Source organism: Alkaliphilus sp. B6464, from assembly GCF_018141165.1.
Lineage (GTDB): Bacteria > Bacillota > Clostridia > Peptostreptococcales > Natronincolaceae > Alkaliphilus_B.
Genome location: NZ_CP058557.1, coordinates 1,222,133 through 1,239,146 on the forward strand (window position 1 = coordinate 1,222,133; position 17,014 = coordinate 1,239,146).

A 17,014-nucleotide genomic window follows, 5' to 3' on the forward strand; every position below is an offset into this window, starting at 1 on the left:
CAATATGTATTTTGTAATTTTAAGAATTATTATTAGCTTATTTAGATGAATTCTTAAGTGGTATTTTTAATAATATAGTGATAAGAATTTAAATGTATTTAAGGGTTTAATGGGTGAAAAAAATTACCCCATTAAACCCTTAAATTGCTTAATGGGGCGAAAACAAAAGCTACTATGGCTGAAAAGTCTAAATATTTAGTCATAAAATTTTGGCATAAAATTTGCAAGTCTAATAATAGGATGAATTATTAAAATGAAATCATTATTACTTTGCACTCTAATAAGGTACAAGTTTTCTGATTGTTTATAGCATTTTAAGAAGTAATAAGTTAGTAATATTGTACACACTTAAATTTGTAAGAAAGTTTAAAAAATTTAAGTGTAACATGGGTCTATGCAATAGCATCAGACGAATTTTATAAATATAGGAGGGGGACAAAAAATGAAACAATTACTTACAGGCAATGAAGCTGTTGCCAGAGGGGCCTATGAAGCAGGTATTACATATGCTGCGGCTTATCCGGGAACACCAAGTACAGAAATTTTAGAAAATATTGCACCCTACAAAAAGGAAATAATAGCAGAATGGGCCCCAAATGAAAAGGTTGCTTTAGAATCTGCAATAGGTGCTTCTGTTGTCGGTGCTAGATCTTTAGCTGCAATGAAACACGTAGGTGTAAACGTAGCAGCTGATCCATTTTTTACATACGCATATACAGGGGTCAATGGAGGAATGGTACTTGTTTCTGCAGACGATCCAGGATGTCATTCTTCTCAAAACGAGCAGGATAATAGACTATATGCTAAGTTTGCAAAGGTAGCCATGGTAGAGCCAAGCGACAGCCAAGAGTGTAAGGATATGGTAAAGACTGCTATAGAAATAAGTGAAAGATTTGATACATTAGTCCTTTTTAGAATGACAACTAGGGTATGTCACGGAAAGAGTCTTGTTGAATTTGGCGAGAGGGAAGAAGTAGGTATAAAGACTTACGATAAAAAGCCTCAAAAATACGGTGCAATACCAGCCCATGCAAGACAGCTTAGAGTAGTATTAGAAGATAGATTAAAGGAATTAGAAAAGTTTTCTAACGAAACAGATCTAAACTTCTTCGAGTGGAACGATAAAAAAGTTGGTATTATTTCATCTGGAGTAGCTTATCAATATGCTAAAGATGTATTTGGAGATACTGTTTCATATTTAAAGCTAGGATTTACCCATCCTCTACCGATGGATAAAATAAATGAGTTTGCTAATGGAGTAGAAACACTTTATGTAATAGAAGAGCTAGAGCCTTATATTGAAGATCAGTTAAAGGCAGCAGGGATTGCCTGTATAGGAAAAGATAAAATTCCTAATATAGGAGAGTTAAATCCTGATATTATTGCAAAGGCTTTATTGGGAGAAGAAAGGGAAATAGTTGATTACGACAGGAATGTTGCCGTAAACAGACCTCCAACACTTTGTGCAGGATGTCCACATAGAGGCTTTTTCTACGAGCTAAGCAAGAGAAAAGATATTATAGTTAATGGAGATATTGGATGTTATGGCTTAGGTATAGCGCCACCACTTAGTACAGTAGATACTATCATATGTATGGGCGCCAGTATTAGTATGGCCCACGGAGCTCAAAAAGTGCTTAACAGACATGAAAGCAATAAGAGAATGGTGGCTGTAATAGGTGACTCCACATTCTTCCATACTGGTGTTAATAGTCTGATCGACACAATGTATAATAGAAGCAATACAATAAATGTTATTATGGATAACAGAATTACAGGTATGACTGGTCATCAGGAGAATCCTGGAACAGGGTATACTCTTCAAGGAATGCCTACAAAGGAGATAGATATCCCTGCTTTATGTAAGGCTATTGGAATAGAGCATATTAGAACAGTTAACCCATTAGACTTAAAAGCAACTAAGGAAGCTTTAGATTGGGCAACAAGCTTAGATGAGCCTTCTGTTATTATTACAAGATGGCCATGTGTTCTTAAAAAACTTTCAACTCAGGATAAAGAAGAATTCGGTGATTATAAAGGATTATGTGAAGTTAATCACGAAAAATGTATTGGATGTAGAATGTGTGTTAGAACAGGGTGTCCTGCACTTCGGTTTGATAAGTCAATAAAGAAAGTTACAATCGATAAAAATCAATGTGTAGGCTGTGAAGTATGTCTTCAAGTATGTCCGACAAAAGCTATTAGTAAGGTGGGTGAATAATATGTCAGAGGTTAAAAGTTTATTATTAGTTGGAGTAGGTGGACAGGGAACTATTCTTGCCAGTAAAATATTATCAGCAGGTTTAGTAGATGCCGGCTATGATGTTAAAATGTCAGAGGTTCATGGTATGGCACAAAGGGGTGGAAGTGTTACTACTCAAGTCAGATTTGGGGAAAAGGTATATGCTCCTATTATAGGAAAGGGCCAGGCAGATATTTTAGTTTCCTTTGAGGCTATGGAGGCTATTAGATGGCTAGAATATTTGAACCCTAAAGGAAAGGCTATAGTTAATGAGTATGAAATACCTTCTGCACCAATCCTTATGGGAAATGCAGATTACCCAGAAGGAGTAATAGAGAAGATAAAAGAAAAAGTAGATACTAATGTGTTAGATGCAGGGAAGATTGCAGAAGACTTAGGGAATTCCAAAACTATGAATATAGTTCTTTTAGGAGCTCTAGTTAAAGCAATGAATCTTACTGATATAGATTGGGAAAAGGCAATAAGAGAAAGCGTAAAAGAACAATTTATAGATATTAATATAAGAGCATTTAACGAAGGAATGAAGGCAGTATCTTAATCAACCATATTAGAGGAGGAAAACAAGTGTCTTTTAAAATACTAGCTATAAACCCAGGATCAACTTCAACAAAAATCGCAATATATGAGGATACTAAAGAAATATATAAAAAGAATATAGAGCACCCTAGTGAAGAGATTGCAAAATATAAAAGTATTACAGATCAATACGAGATGAGATATAAGCAAATAATGGACTTTTTAAATGAAAACAACTTTAATGTAAAAGAGCTTACAGCAGTGGTAGGTAGGGGTGGCCCACTTCCTCCAGTACGTTCGGGAGCCTATAGAGTAAACGATGCGATGGTTGATAGATTAAAGAACAGACCAATAATTGAGCATGCATCTAATTTAGGAGCAATAATAGCTAAGGAAATAGCAGAATCCATCGGAGTAGAAGCATTTATTTATGATTCTATCTCCGTAGATGAGTTAGATGATATTGCAAGAATTTCAGGTGTAGCTGATATAGAAAGACAGAGCCTAACCCATTGTCTTAATATGAGGGCAGCTGCTATAAAGACAGCTGGAAGTATAGGTAAAAACTATAAGGAATGTAACTTTGTAGTTGCCCACTTAGGTGGGGGAATATCCTTAAGTGCTCATAAAAAGGGTAGAATGGTAGATATGGTATCGGATGTAGAAGGACCATTTTCACCAGAGAGAGCTGGTGTGCTACCTACTGATAAGCTAGTTAGTATGTGTTATACTAATGAGCAACCTATTGTAAAGAAAAAGCTTAGGGGTAATGGTGGTTTAGTATCCTACCTAAATACAAATAGCGCCCTAGAGGTGGAAAATAGAATTAATAATGGAGACGAATATGCAAAACTTGTTTACGAAGCCATGGCTTATCAAATTGCGAAGGCTATAGGCGAGCTTTCTGTAGTGTTAGAAGGAAAAATAGATAAAATTATACTTACTGGTGGAATTGCATATTCAGAAATGCTTACAGATTGGATTGTAAAGAGGGTAGCTTTTATTGCTCCAGTGGAAATATTACCAGGCGAAAACGAGCTAGAGTCTTTAGCTCTGGGGGCCTTAAGAGTGCTTAAGGGGGAAGAAGAAGCATACGAATATGATTTAGATTAATAAATATATTGATACTAAGGAGAGTGTAGGTTATATGTCTAAAAATTTGTTTAGAAAAGAACTAGATGCACTAAGACCTTATGTTCCTGGAAAACCTATTGAAGAGGTACAAAAGGAATATGGAATAGATCAAATAGAAAAATTGGCATCTAATGAAAATCCTCTAGGACCTTCACCAAAGGCAGTAGAGGCTATTAAGAGAGAAGCAGAAAATATTAATATTTATCCAGATGCCTATGCAATGAAATTAAAGCAAGAAATTGCTAAAAGAACTAATTTAAGTCATGAAAATATAGCTACAGGGAATGGTGGAGAGCAGATTATACAAATAATTGCTCAAACATTTATAAGCCATGGTGATGAAGCTTTAATGGCGGATACTACCTTTGGATTATATGAAACAAGTGTACTTAATATGGGTGGTGTTCCTATTCAACTACCATTAAAGGACTATAAGCACGATCTAGATGGATTTATCGAAAGAATTAATGATAAAACAAAAATAATTTATATTTGTAATCCAAACAATCCTATAGGCAATATTCTATCAAAGGATGAGATTGAAAACTTTGTAGCTAAGGTGCCAGAGGATATTGTAATTGTATTTGACGAGGCATACTATGATTATGCTAAGGTTAATCCAGACTATCCAGAATCTCTTCATATTTTGGCTGAAAGACCAAATACTATTTTACTTAGAACCTTCTCTAAGGTGGCAGGTATTGCTGGAGTTAGGGTAGGCTATGCCCTTACATCTAGGGAGATTGCAGCTCAGATGGGAAAAGTTAAGGATGTGTTTAATGTTAACGTATTAGCCCAAGCTGCTGCGCTAGGCGCGTTAGAAGATACAGAGCATATTGAGAAAACTATTAAGTTAAACTACGATTCCATAGCTATTATGGAAAAGTATTTTGAGGAAAATGACTTAGAATATATAAAGTCTAATGCAAACTTTATATTTGCAAATATAAATACCCATTCTAAGCCAGTATTCGAAGAGCTAATGAAGCAGGGAATAATCATTAGACCAGGCTACCTATGGAAGTGGGATAATTGGATAAGAGTTAGTACTGGAACTATTGAACAAACCGAAAAGTTTATTAATAAACTTGATGGGATTCTTAAAGCTGAGGCTGTTAGTTGTTAAATCATATTATATTAAGTTTATGTTAATAAAGGGTAGATGTTCTTTGGAATATCTACCCTTTAATTATACTATTAGTATATGTGGATTATTTCGAATTCTTATTTTTCCTGACGCATTTCCTCAAACCATTCATCAAGGTTTTCATCATCGTTTTTTTGAATAACTAATGATGACTCAGCTTTTATTTCTTTGATATATGTAGACGGTTTGCGAAGCATCCATCCTGCAGTGAATATGAGAACAGCAAAAAGTATATATTGTAAGGAATTTGACATATAGAAATTAGCAATATCAAACTCATTTCCACTTGCTACCAAGTGTCCTGAATCTATTGCACCAGATATATAGTTATGACAATGTATAAAAGCCCATATAGAATAGGCGGTAAGCAAGCCGGACAATACAAATAGAATTATGCTGAATATGGAATAATTCTTTTTCATTATTTATTTCCCTCCATTGCGGATATTTTATCACTAATGTATCCGCTAAGCCTTAAAACTATGGCTTGCGGATATTTATGCCAGGTTATCATTTTTTTTAGGTTTGCGACTTTAACACCATAATGTTTCCATCGCTTATACCCAAAATTACGTCCGCGATAGCCGTAACCCTTTTAGAGTGGGTAACAATGATTACGCACTTGCCTTCGTCATGGGCCAGTGACGCAAAAATCTTTAATATTTCCGATTCCGTATCTTTATCCAGATTTCCGGTCGGTTCATCAGCTATAATAATATCGGGATTGTGCGAAAGCGCCCGCGCGATGCCAACGCGCTGCTGCTCTCCTCCTGAAAGCTTTAATACTTTCCTTTCGGCTGTTTCTCTGTCTATGCCAACCTTTTCGAGAATGGCATATGCAAACTCTGTTTTATTTTTTTCAGTGCTTTTGCTGATATTCATCGAAAGTACGATATTTTCAACTGCGGTGGCGTTAGTAATCAGATTATATGCTTGAAAGACCACGCCAATGCCTTGCGCCCGATAATCATCGCGGTCTATTTTGTTTAAGTCATTATCCTTATATAAAATCTCGCCGTTTTTACAGATATCGAGACCCGCAATTAAGGATAACATAGTTGACTTGCCCGAGCCAGATTTGCCAACGATTGTGTAAACTTTTCCTGACTCAAATTCTGCACTTATACCCTTGAGAACATTTTTCTTAACGCCCTCGTATTTGTAGGACACGTTTCTCAGTGTTAATACACTCATAAATATCACCTAATTCCTTTCCATTAGAATTTTAATCGGCTCGTATTTTGTGATCCTGCCGACAGATGCAAAGCCAGCTAGAGACGCGAGCAGCAGCGCCAGTGCTATGATTTGAATGATTGTGTTAGGGGCGAGCGAGATATCAATATTACTTAACGGTTCCGCATTATTTGACGACGATGAAGAAAGCTGCGGCATCATCATGCCCCCGCCGTTGCCCTGGGCATTTCCTACCGCCTCTGCCGCTTCTATCTGATTTGCAAGCAATGCATTCGTAATCGGCTGCGCCGCCAAACTGCCTGCGCCAAGTCCCAACAATAGACATAAACAAGTAATTATCAGCATTTCTGACCATAATCCAAAAGCAACCTTGTGCTTTTTCATACCCATGGCACGAAGAACGCCGATTTCATATTTCCTTTCTCGTATAGCGATGGAAGAAAGAAGTGCGATAATGATGCCACCAAATATCAGAACCACAATCATAAACGTCACGGCTATACCCTTTAGGCCTTCCACAGGGCCGACAATTTTGCTGTACGAGACTTCGTCTGTGGTAACATTAAAAGTCTTGGCCAATCCCTTTGCATATACCTCTTCTGCAAATGCGTCTAACATGCCAGGCTCTTTCAGGTAGTATTTAGCTTCTACTTTTATCCCTGTCATATCAGGCTGTATTTCCTGCACGACAGTCTCATAATTTGTTAATATTTCATTGCGACGGTTGGTAAAAGCGTTTCTCATAGAGCCTTCCGAGTATTCGTCGGTTACGTCATAATATGTTCCTACTACTGTCAATTCATAAGACGTATCAGCTCGTACACCTTCCTGCATGTTTCTCAATTCGCTGTAAAATGGCAGCGTGTCGCCAAGCTGGATGCCGTTTGCCTCCGCCAAATCCGTGCTGATGATACACTCGTTCATTTCTTGCGGCATTCTGCCTTCGGCAAGCTCTCTCATTCCTTCTTCAAACTCAGTAAATTTATTACCAAAAAGGTTCATCATAAATTGCATCGGCGGGTCCATCGCTATGTCCGGACTGCCACCCATCATCCTTATACCACTGCCACCGCCAAGCTCTGCGTCAATCGGAGTGATTGATTCACTGTTTACGCCCGAACTAGCTGTATATACGCTGTCTTGCAGATATTCTGACTCCCCAAAGGCAATAAGTTGATCTGCCGGGATTGTTGGGATGCGAACCATAACTCGTCCATCAGTGCTGTTAGCCATTGCCTCATCGCGTATTTTCTGCATGTCTGGTTGAAGGGTTATTTCTGCCCCAAAACGACTTTTATAATCGTCAATAATTTGGCTTGTTGTATTGCTAATCATAAGCGCAATTACCGAAGTAATAATGACTGCAAAAATAATTGTGCCAATCAATATATTTCTGCCGCGATTACGCAGAACATTGCGAAAAGCATTTTGAAAAATATACATGTTATCCTCTCCTTAAAAAATTTTTAGGTGACTTCCGGTTAGTCACCTAAAAACAGAATAACATCCCTGTCTAACCTTAATCTAACTTTTAAGATTGGTGCAAAAAAATTAACCAGCACTGCAATTATGCTGGTTAATTTTTTTGCACCAATCTTTATTTACATGGCAAATCCATTCTGAACAATACACCGTCCCGTGTGCTTTCCAGTGAAAATTCAATTTTCATAATATCTAACGCTTTTTTTACAATGGTTAGCCCTAGTCCGCTTCGTCCTAAATCTCGATTTCTTGCTTTATCCTCCCTATAAAAAGGCTCAAAGAGCTTAGGTAATATTTCGTCCGGAATATCTGCATTCGTATTGATGATGCATAAGCGAACGCCGCCCTTTGTTTTGCTAGTATTGATTTTAATTTTCCCTTTTTGAGGCGTGTTCTGTACTGCATTCATAATGACATTGGATAATACTTTTCCAAAAAGCTTGGTGTCGACTGCGCAAACAACATTTTCAGCGATATCAACATTTATACTCTGCTCTTTAGCATCCGCTATAGCGTGATAAGGAGATAATATTTTCGATACAAAGCTTCCCAGATTGATGTGTTCTTTTTCAAGAGCTATGGTATCTTCATTCAAGCTTACGATTTCTAGAATTTCGGAAACAAGCTTGTTTTGTTCAGCCATCATCCTCAGGCATTCACGCAGGTACTGCGGATATTCTGAAATCTCTATCACGTTCTCAAGCATACCTTCAAGCAGAGCGCTAGTTGCGGCAATTGGAGTCTTTAACTCATGTGAAGCTGCCGAGAAAAAGTAGCGTTGATTTTCTTCCATCTTTTTTTTTCGCTCTATTTCTATTTCAAGCTGATTGATTGTTGCTTTCAGCGTTTTATACATTTTATAGACATCCTGCGCAAGTCGGCCAATTTCATCCTTGCGGACATCAGGAGCCGGAACAAACTCTAAATCGGACATCTTCTTCGTATCACTGACTATCTTCTTGATTGGATTTGCGATCCTTCCGGCAAATATGACTGCCGCGAGCGCACTTGCCATAATTATTAAAAGTAAAGCCATGAGGGCTTTTTCGGTAAACTTGTTATATATGTCTGTACTGGATATAGTGCCGCTAACAAACAACCGTACGTTTTCGGAAGCAAGAGTTACAAATTGAGTCTGTTGACCCTTTGAGCTGGCGGTAAAATGAAACTTATTTTGCGTCAAATGATAACCTTTGACAATAACATTTTTGGGGTTGAGCAAAAGCACGTCGTTTTCAGGCATGATAAAGTTTTTGGTTTTGTATAAAATTTCTTTATCCAAGGATATAAAAGAAAATTCAAAAGAAGCATTTTTCTTATGAAAATCTACTGCGACTTCAATGATTTCCTCGTTGGTTTTTCCCTCTAACTGGCGTAGAAGAGGCTCGAATACAGTCGATATCTGCTGCCTTTGTGCAGATTCTACAACTGTTTTAATCTGTTCAGCAAAAAAGGCAAACGTAATGACTATGACCAGAATCAAAATTAGCATCGTATAAGAAAACACCTTGCCGAAAATGCCCAAAACTCTATGCTTCATTGCTTACGTCCTCCAAACAATAACCCACTCCTTTAACGGTTTTTATGATATTAACAGGAAGCTTATCCCGCAGTTTCTTAATACTGGCGTGAACTATGCCCTCATTACCGTCAAAGTTGTATCCCCATATTTTTATAATCAACGTTTCGTGTGTAACTATTTTTCCTTTATATTGCACGAAAAGGGCTAATATGTCAAACTCCTTTGGTGTAAGTTGTATGTTTTCGCAATCATATCTGGCGCTGTAGCTCTCAGGGTATAATGTCATTTTGCCTAACGTTATTTCCTTTCTGATTGCTCCACTGCGCCGCAGAAGTGCTTCAACTCGTTTTACAAGAATCTGCATGGAGAAAGGTTTGATAACATAGTCGTCTGCTTCGTTTGAAAAAGACATAAGCTGATTTATGTCGTCACTCAACGCAGTCATCATCAAAACAGGAGTATCATGCATTTTTCGCAATTCCTTTAGAAGTTCCTGACCATTCATACCGGGAAGCATGATATCAAGTATAATAAGATGATAATTTTTATTATACAATTGTTCCAGTGCCTCATCTCCGTCCGAACAGATATCTACAAAATAGCCTGTCTTAATCAAGAATTTCGCTACCATATTACAAATATGCATATCATCCTCAACAACCAGTATCTGAATATCCACATAATCACCTCTGAAATATTATAGCATGGTAATCTAACTCAAATCTAACAATATTAAATACGGTAAAAAATGGTTATATAATAATATAGTAAAGTGTTCTATTGATATATTTATAAGCATATGGTAAAATATACCTAATGCTTATTTGTCTATCACTTAAATTTATATATGGAGGAATCATATGAAAAAAAATATATATGCTTCATATATTCTATCAATATATTTATTTATGCTACAATAACGTATTTAACTATTGAGAGTTTTTCAGATATACATTCGTTTTTCAATAGACTTCAATTCTATCAAATAACAAATATAAATACTTCCATACAATATACTCATATATATTTAACTCTTTTTTTTATCATCTTTATAACTATTCCTTTGATGCGTAGGTTTTTTGACTTTCCTAATAAATATATTGGAGTATCATTTTATATATTTGGTATAATTATGCTGGCATATTCAATATTTAAATATTATTCCTTTAGAGCTTTTCAAACGTTATTAACTATCACTTTTGTAATAGTAGCTATATTTTGGTATATAATACTAAAGTTCTTTAGAGAATGATCTATGATTTAAATGTATAATACTATTCGTAGCTATTAATGTAAGATATTAAAAATATAATAGTATTAATATCTAAATTGAAAATTTCAATTGGAGTGTATTATTTGATATCTATACAATGAATTTAAAGCAACAGACTGATAACTTTGTAGCTAGAGTACCAGAGTATGTTGTAATTGTATTTGATAAGGCATATCGAACAGCTAATGAAGCAAGGAGTAATCATTGGACCAGGCTACCTATGGAAGCGGGATAAATGGTAAAAAGAAGAACGATATAACTATGTATATTTTTATAAAATTAAGCATATTTAGTTAAAGAAGCTTGACCTTCAAAACGGTTAATATCACTAATTTCAGCTAAAAGACCTGCTGCATAAACAGGACCAATGCCTGGAATGGTTCGCAAAGTATTAGGAATACCATCAACAAGTTTTCCAATACTTAGGATTAATGTTGTAAACTTTAGCATTTAGATCTCTTAGATATTCAGTACCTTTTAACTTGTTATCAACAGTAAAAGCTTTAAGTTTATCACCATTAGTATCAAGAATACAAACTTTCATATCAAAAGAACTAATGTCAATACCAACAAAATGTCTCATGAAGTTAGCCTCCTTTCATAGTAGGATCAAGGGAAATGAACTCTTCAGGATGTCCCCAGCGCTTTCGTTGATCAATCGGCCTCGCATATAAGAACTTACTCTGGTTTTTGGGCTACCTGAAAGCTGCTATCTTTCAGCGAAGATTATCAGAGGGAACAGCCTGCTGGTTAGAAGTTTAAACGAATGCTAGGGAGACAGACCTAGAAAGTAGTCAAAGCTACAGGAGACGAAAGAATTTCCACAAGTGATTCTCTAAGATTATTATCTTGGAACATCGCCAAAAGTCAAAGACCCTATGAAATATTTTTATATATTTATTAACACAATTCGATTGTCAAAGAACAGCTGGAAACTGAATAAAAAATTATTTTAAATATATTATACTAGGAGATATATAGATGGAAAATAATGATGAACATATTTTTTATAATTTAATTATTCTTTCTATACTCACAATAGTAGCTATAATATTTACTGAAGTTCTAAATAATGTTAAAGTTATTTATTATTATTCAGTAATTCTTGGAATAGTATATATTTTTAATTTAAAACTAAGAAAAAACTAGAGATCTCTCCGCATCTTTAACTGAATCTATGAGTTGATCAAGTTCTCTAATATTTAATTCCCTAATATATGACATTTTATTTCTCCTCTCTTTGTTGTTTTTTTGCAAGACTCTCTCTATTGGCCAACTATTTTCGTCTTACACTATATAAAAGGAGATTTAAGTTAAAATAATCAACCATTTTTAAAATTTATTTTACTATTCATTCCTTTGTGTTGTTACATATGCTTTAACTTCTTCTACATCTTTTTTACATCTTCAAAAACATTTAGCTTACCTGTTAATGTAGAAATAATTTCCCGATATTTACATTCTCTTTCTTCTTGTTTGATATCTCTTTTTTCTTGAGCTTTTAAAATTATGAAGAAAAAATATATATACTTTATATATTTTCATTAGCGTTCAAAATTTATTTAAGAAGATAGACGTTGAAAAAAGCTCCTCACATGAGAAGCTTTTTTGTATTAAAGATCTATTTAATAAAGGAAGGAGAAACAACATCTTTCAAAATACTATTTGGAATTTCAAACTCTATTATGCCAGATGAATAAGGTGCGATTTCATATTGGCCAAAGTAAATAACTAGCTTTCCATCTTTTATAAAGAAGGATTGTTCATCATTAATACCGCTAAATACTTCTACTTCGTCTGGGAAAAACTTATCTGGATCTTCTTTTATTTGTTTTTGTATCTCTTCGTTAATTACTTTTTTATAGTCACTTCCTTCTTTAAAGAAGTCCTCTAAAGCAATTTCTTTACCAGTTCTTAGATCAAAGTTGTAAGGAACTTTTACACTCATACCATGAGCACCACCAGTGTATTGGTAGTTTAAAACTGTTACGCTTATTAACTCACTATTTGCTGTATAGACTTCGTAATCTACTAATAACTCATACTTATGAAGTTCTATATTTTCTTTTTTTGCATCTTTAAAATCATTCTCAGCCATTTGTGATAGTTCTTCTTTTATTTTTAATGCATCTTTTTCAAGAAGAGTGTTTATTTCATTTAAAAGTTCCTTATTATTTTCGCTAGAGAACACAGGAAGTTTAATGCTACTTTCTAATGTTTCGTTATCGTCGGATATTGCTTTAGTCTCTACTTCTAAGGTTTGTACTATGCCTTGCTGCTTACTACCATAGGTTGAAGGAGTCATTCCATTTGCACAACCTGCAGTTACCGAACCAATTAATATAAGCATTACAGGGATAAAAATTTTTCTTTTCATAAATATCTCTCCTATCAAATTTTGTTTAATAATTTAAAGCATAATAAGATTTACTACTTGAGTTTTTTTATATTATGTATTGACCCTATAGTATATCTTATGAACTTTTTTTGCTTTACAAACTAATTAAAAGAAATTACAAAAAGGTTAAAGAAAAAGGCAATAGTTACTAATAGGTAAAACTTTAACTTTTTTCATAAGTTTAAGGCCATATTTTATAGCTAGATGAAGAAAACTATAGTAAAATACAGATAAGTAGATAATCGAGTATATAAATAAAGGGCAGGTGTTATGTATGCAAGAAGAAAGAATAAAAGTACTAGTTGTTGAGGATGAGTCCTCCATTAGAAAATTTTTATCTATCAATTTAAATAGAGAAGGTTTTGAGGTTTTAGAAGCTGCATCTGGAGAAGAAGCTCTGGATATAATACGAAGAGTACAACCTAGAGTAGTAGTCTTGGACCTTATGCTCCCTGGTATAGATGGATTTGAAGTATGCCAGAGTGTTAGAAAATCTATACCAAATATAGTTATTATTATGCTAACGGCTAAAAGTCAAGACATGGATAAAATAATGGGATTAGAGCTGGGCGCCGATGACTACATGGTAAAGCCATTTAATCCGCTGGAGCTAATTGCTAGAATAAGAGCAAACCTTAGAAAAATTGACAATGCAAGGGGTCAATTGAAAAAGGCTATTACCTTTAGAGAATTTGAGTTAGATTTAGAGGCACAAAAGTTCTATAAAAGAGGAATCGAAATAGAGCTTACTCCCATAGAGTTTTCAATGATGAAGATGTTTATGGAAGGCAACAATAAGGCATTTAGTAGAGATGAAATTTTAAATATAGTATGGGGCAAAAATTACTTTGGCGATATGAAAACTGTAGATGTTCATGTGAGAAGAATAAGAGAGAAAATAGAGGATGATCCATCAAGTCCACAAATAATAGAAACTGTTTGGGGAGTTGGCTATAGACTAAGGGGAGCAAAGTAATATGAAGAGTATAAAAAAGAGATTAGCAATTAATTTCATATTTATTGTTGTGATTACTGTTGTTACTCTTGAAATATTTTTGATTAATATAGTTAAGGAAAATTACTATAAAAATTTAGAAGAAAGTCTAAATAATCAAATTAGGCTTTCAGCCGATTTATATTCTAGATATTTTTCTGATGCAACGCTTCACGAAAATATATTAAATAATGTAGATACTTTTTGGAAGCAAACAAAGGCTCAAGTAGAAATATTAGACAAGAGTGGGATGGTATTAATGGATTCTATTGGAGTCATTTCACCTAATCCTATAAATACAGAGGATGTAATTAAGGCTATTAATGGTGAAAGAGGAACATGGATAGGAAAAGTAGAGTACGATGAACATAAGGTTATGGCTATTTCATATCCTCTAAAATCTGGAGAAAATATTGTTGGAGTATTAAGATTTATTACATCCTTAAGAGAGGTAAATCAAGATATAAAAACTATATCTTTAATCTTTATTGGATTTGGGGGTATCGTAATTTTAATATCCAGTCTTGTTGCTGTTTTATTAGCCAACACTATAATAGGCCCATTAAAAAGCGTAACCGAATCTGCTGAAAAAATGGCTCTTGGAGATTTTAAAACAAAAAGCATAAAAAAATATGACGATGAAATTGGAAAACTATCGGATACTTTAAATTATATGGCTCAAGAGATTATGAAGAAGGATGCACTTAAAAATGATTTTATTTCGTCTGTATCTCATGAGCTAAGAACTCCCTTAACCTCTATTAAAGGTTGGGCGATTACCTTAAAGCATAGTTATGACGATCGAGAAATTTTGTCCGACGGATTAGATATTATTGAAGCTGAAAGTGATAGATTGACTAATATGGTAGAGGAACTTTTAGATTTTTCTAAGTTTGTATCCGGAAAGATAACTCTTGAAAAGGAAGATTTAAATATTAATAACATAATAGAGCATATTAGAAAACAATTAACACCAAGGGCTACTAGAGACAATATAAACTTTAAGGTTATGGTAGAGGATAATATGCCAATTACCTGCTCTGATGGTAATAGGTTAAAGCAAGTATTTATTAATGTTTTAGATAATGCATTTAAATTTACTCCATCTGGAGGTAGTGTTGTTTTAACTGCATCTTATGAAGATAATAATTTTGTTTTTAATATAAAGGATACAGGCTGTGGTATAGCAGAAGAAGATCTACCAAAGGTTAAAGAGAAATTCTACAAGGGAAAAACTAGTCAATCTCAGAGTGGAATTGGATTATCTATATGCGACGAAATAATTAAGTTAATGAATGGAACATTTGAAATTAGAAGTGAACTTAATAGGGGTACAGAAATAATAATTAATGTACCATTCGAGGAGTGTGTTTAGATGAAGACAGTTAAGATATTAGTTTTTTTACTTGCTATAAGTCTAATGCTTTCCGCCTGTTCAAGTCCTAGTACAGATTCCGCAGAAAAGATAGTACCTCCTCAAAATCAGCTAATACCAATTAGAGGGACCTGGGAAATATCTGAGGTTTTAATGACTACTTCTTCTAATAAAGAGGAAGATAAAGAAGAATGGTTGGGTAAAAAGGCGCAGTTTTCTGACAGATATATGTCCTTAGGAGAATCTATCTTAGAAAATCCCCAATATCAAATGAAGAGGGTAAATGGAGAAGAATACTTATTGTTCAATTCTAAATCATTACCATCGAATTTTGTATTTCCAAATAAGGAAGTAGAGGTAATTACTGTTATAGATCAAGACAAGTTTTTTTGTGAGGTTTTAATAATAAAAGAGAATGAGCTAATATTAAAAATACAGGGTAATAGTTTTTATTTAAGTAAAATATCAGATGAAGTTGACCAATATATTTCAAGTAAAAGTGATGATGAAAATAATCAAGAGATAAATATACAAATTGAAAAAGATAGCTTAATTCACACTGGCGTTTTAATAGGTCTTAGATCTGAAAATAAGAGTAACAGCGATGACTCTGAAAATGAGTACAACTACAGAACATTGTGGATTTCATCAAAAAATAATGAAATAAATCCTATTTTAGAAATAGAAAATATATTTTTTCCACGTAGAAGTGGGTTTTGGAAAATAGAGACGAAAAAGGCAGCCCAAGATGGTAGATCAGAACAATATATATTAGCTAATAATGTTTTGATGGAAGACAATAAGGCAGAAATACAATTAAAGGCTAGAATGATGCGGAATGAGGAGATACCCACAAATGATGGAGATGTAACATCAGAGCTAGATTTTTCCAGGTGGGGAGAAAAAATAGGGGAAATAAAAAGGAAAATTAATTATGTTGGTAATGATTATATATCTGTTGAAACTATAGGAAAAGGAGAATATATTGTAGGAAGTGAAAACTGGGAAAGTAGTAAGCTACAGATACTTCCTATAGATGGATTGCCTAATGGTCGTGGAGTAAAAATATCAGATATCTTAGATGAAACGGGTGTTATATCCATAAAGTCTGCATGGGAGAGGGCGATTAACTATCTAGAAATAGATAATCGCAATATTTTATATAGGGAAGAATTACTAGAAAACTTTGGAATGGAGAGAAAGCTAGGACATTGGTTTTTAAAAGGAAGAATTAATTATACTAAGGAGAAAGAATTTAATGTGGCTGATTATAGTATTAACTTAATACCGCCTCCCAAGGTAGTATTTTATGATACTTTATTTGTGCCTTGGACAAATATAAAAGATAGAGTACCAAGGGCTTTAGATGCATATACATCTCCTAATAAAGATATAGCTATAGTCCTTACAAAAAGAGAGCTTCTTATTTATGACATATATGGTAATGATTTAGGAAGGTATCCTAAGGAGAGATTAAAGCTAAAAGAAGGAGAAACCATTATAATGGCAGAATGGGCAACAGGGCAATATGTAGAAAGCTGGGAAGGTATATTCCAAAAATCTGGAGGTCAGCTATTAGATTAACAGAAAGTTTTATAAAAATATTTAGTGGGATGAGAAGGTAGCTCCTCATCCCTTGCTATTTGTAGAGGAATATGAAAAACAGCTTATTCAATCAACTCTTAAAGTAGCTGGATAGAATTGTGCTATGGTAGC

The 17,014-nt window shown here is 34.3% G+C and carries 17 protein-coding genes and 1 pseudogene; 9 read left to right on the top strand and 9 right to left on the bottom strand.

Going from position 1 to position 17,014, the window contains the following annotated elements; genetic code table 11:
- The first annotated feature begins 442 nt into the window (after positions 1-442).
- The 4 genes from iorA to hisC are packed head-to-tail and all read left to right on the top strand — an operon-like array spanning position 443 to position 5,039.
- On the top strand, positions 443-2,221 hold the full coding sequence (gene iorA / locus HYG84_RS05890) for an indolepyruvate ferredoxin oxidoreductase subunit alpha (RefSeq protein ID WP_212381224.1): 1,779 nt from the start codon (positions 443-445) through the stop codon (positions 2,219-2,221).
- 1 nt (position 2,222) lies between these two features.
- Positions 2,223-2,801, top strand: coding sequence for an indolepyruvate oxidoreductase subunit beta (locus tag HYG84_RS05895; protein ID WP_212381226.1), 579 nt, complete (start codon positions 2,223-2,225; stop codon positions 2,799-2,801).
- Between the two features lie 26 nt (positions 2,802-2,827).
- On the top strand, positions 2,828-3,892 hold the full coding sequence (gene buk / locus HYG84_RS05900) for a butyrate kinase (protein WP_212381227.1): 1,065 nt from the start codon (positions 2,828-2,830) through the stop codon (positions 3,890-3,892).
- A 34-nt stretch (positions 3,893-3,926) separates the two neighbouring features.
- A complete protein-coding gene (gene hisC / locus HYG84_RS05905) occupies positions 3,927-5,039 on the top strand; it encodes a histidinol-phosphate transaminase (RefSeq protein WP_212381229.1) in 1,113 nt (370 codons plus the stop codon).
- 98 nt (positions 5,040-5,137) lie between these two features.
- Here hisC and HYG84_RS05910 read toward each other — a convergent pair whose 3' ends face one another.
- The 5 genes from HYG84_RS05910 to HYG84_RS05930 form a co-directional block, all read right to left on the bottom strand.
- On the bottom strand, positions 5,138-5,482 hold the full coding sequence (locus tag HYG84_RS05910; protein ID WP_212381231.1) for a hypothetical protein: 345 nt from the start codon (positions 5,480-5,482) through the stop codon (positions 5,138-5,140).
- Between the two features lie 97 nt (positions 5,483-5,579).
- Complete coding sequence (locus HYG84_RS05915; protein ID WP_212381233.1) at positions 5,580-6,254, bottom strand: ABC transporter ATP-binding protein; 675 nt, start codon at positions 6,252-6,254, stop codon at positions 5,580-5,582.
- Positions 6,255-6,263: 9 nt separating this feature from the next.
- Positions 6,264-7,697, bottom strand: coding sequence for an FtsX-like permease family protein (locus tag HYG84_RS05920; RefSeq protein ID WP_212381235.1), 1,434 nt, complete (start codon positions 7,695-7,697; stop codon positions 6,264-6,266).
- 154 nt (positions 7,698-7,851) lie between these two features.
- The gene (locus HYG84_RS05925; RefSeq protein ID WP_212381237.1) at positions 7,852-9,276 is read right to left on the bottom strand and encodes a sensor histidine kinase; all 1,425 of its coding nucleotides are present in this window, start codon (positions 9,274-9,276) and stop codon (positions 7,852-7,854) included.
- Entirely contained in the window at positions 9,266-9,937 is a 672-nt protein-coding gene (locus tag HYG84_RS05930) for a response regulator transcription factor (RefSeq protein ID WP_212381238.1), read from the bottom strand. The genes HYG84_RS05925 and HYG84_RS05930 overlap by 11 nt, the downstream gene beginning before the upstream one ends.
- Positions 9,938-10,628: 691 nt before the next feature.
- Between HYG84_RS05930 and HYG84_RS05935 the strand changes: the two genes are divergently transcribed.
- Positions 10,629-10,766: a hypothetical protein gene (locus HYG84_RS05935; protein ID WP_212381240.1), complete on the top strand. Its 138-nt coding sequence runs from the start codon at positions 10,629-10,631 to the stop codon at positions 10,764-10,766.
- Positions 10,767-10,816: 50 nt separating this feature from the next.
- Here the strand turns inward: HYG84_RS05935 and HYG84_RS20280 are convergent.
- Both HYG84_RS20280 and HYG84_RS05945 read right to left on the bottom strand, forming a co-directional pair.
- Positions 10,817-10,927: pseudogene (locus HYG84_RS20280) on the bottom strand (transposase); the annotation flags it as partial.
- A gap of 7 nt (positions 10,928-10,934) precedes the next feature.
- Positions 10,935-11,114 carry a hypothetical protein gene (locus HYG84_RS05945; RefSeq protein WP_212381244.1) on the bottom strand — a complete coding sequence of 60 codons (180 nt, stop codon included), beginning with the start codon at positions 11,112-11,114 and terminating at the stop codon, positions 10,935-10,937.
- A 398-nt stretch (positions 11,115-11,512) separates the two neighbouring features.
- On the opposite strand from HYG84_RS05945, the gene HYG84_RS05950 reads away from it, so the two are divergent.
- Positions 11,513-11,680, top strand: a complete 168-nt coding sequence (locus HYG84_RS05950) for a hypothetical protein (RefSeq protein WP_212381246.1) — start codon at positions 11,513-11,515, stop codon at positions 11,678-11,680.
- A gap of 239 nt (positions 11,681-11,919) precedes the next feature.
- Here HYG84_RS05950 and HYG84_RS20815 read toward each other — a convergent pair whose 3' ends face one another.
- Both HYG84_RS20815 and HYG84_RS05960 read right to left on the bottom strand, forming a co-directional pair.
- The gene (locus HYG84_RS20815; protein WP_212382093.1) at positions 11,920-12,066 is read right to left on the bottom strand and encodes a BhlA/UviB family holin-like peptide; all 147 of its coding nucleotides are present in this window, start codon (positions 12,064-12,066) and stop codon (positions 11,920-11,922) included.
- Positions 12,067-12,152: 86 nt separating this feature from the next.
- Positions 12,153-12,908: a DUF3298 and DUF4163 domain-containing protein gene (locus HYG84_RS05960; protein ID WP_212381248.1), complete on the bottom strand. Its 756-nt coding sequence runs from the start codon at positions 12,906-12,908 to the stop codon at positions 12,153-12,155.
- A 295-nt stretch (positions 12,909-13,203) separates the two neighbouring features.
- On the opposite strand from HYG84_RS05960, the gene HYG84_RS05965 reads away from it, so the two are divergent.
- The 3 genes from HYG84_RS05965 to HYG84_RS05975 are packed head-to-tail and all read left to right on the top strand — an operon-like array spanning position 13,204 to position 16,882.
- On the top strand, positions 13,204-13,905 hold the full coding sequence (locus tag HYG84_RS05965; RefSeq protein ID WP_212381250.1) for a response regulator transcription factor: 702 nt from the start codon (positions 13,204-13,206) through the stop codon (positions 13,903-13,905).
- Between the two features lies 1 nt (position 13,906).
- Positions 13,907-15,298, top strand: a complete 1,392-nt coding sequence (locus HYG84_RS05970) for a sensor histidine kinase (RefSeq protein ID WP_212381252.1) — start codon at positions 13,907-13,909, stop codon at positions 15,296-15,298.
- Entirely contained in the window at positions 15,299-16,882 is a 1,584-nt protein-coding gene (locus HYG84_RS05975) for a hypothetical protein (protein ID WP_212381254.1), read from the top strand.
- Positions 16,883-17,014 lie beyond the last annotated feature (132 nt).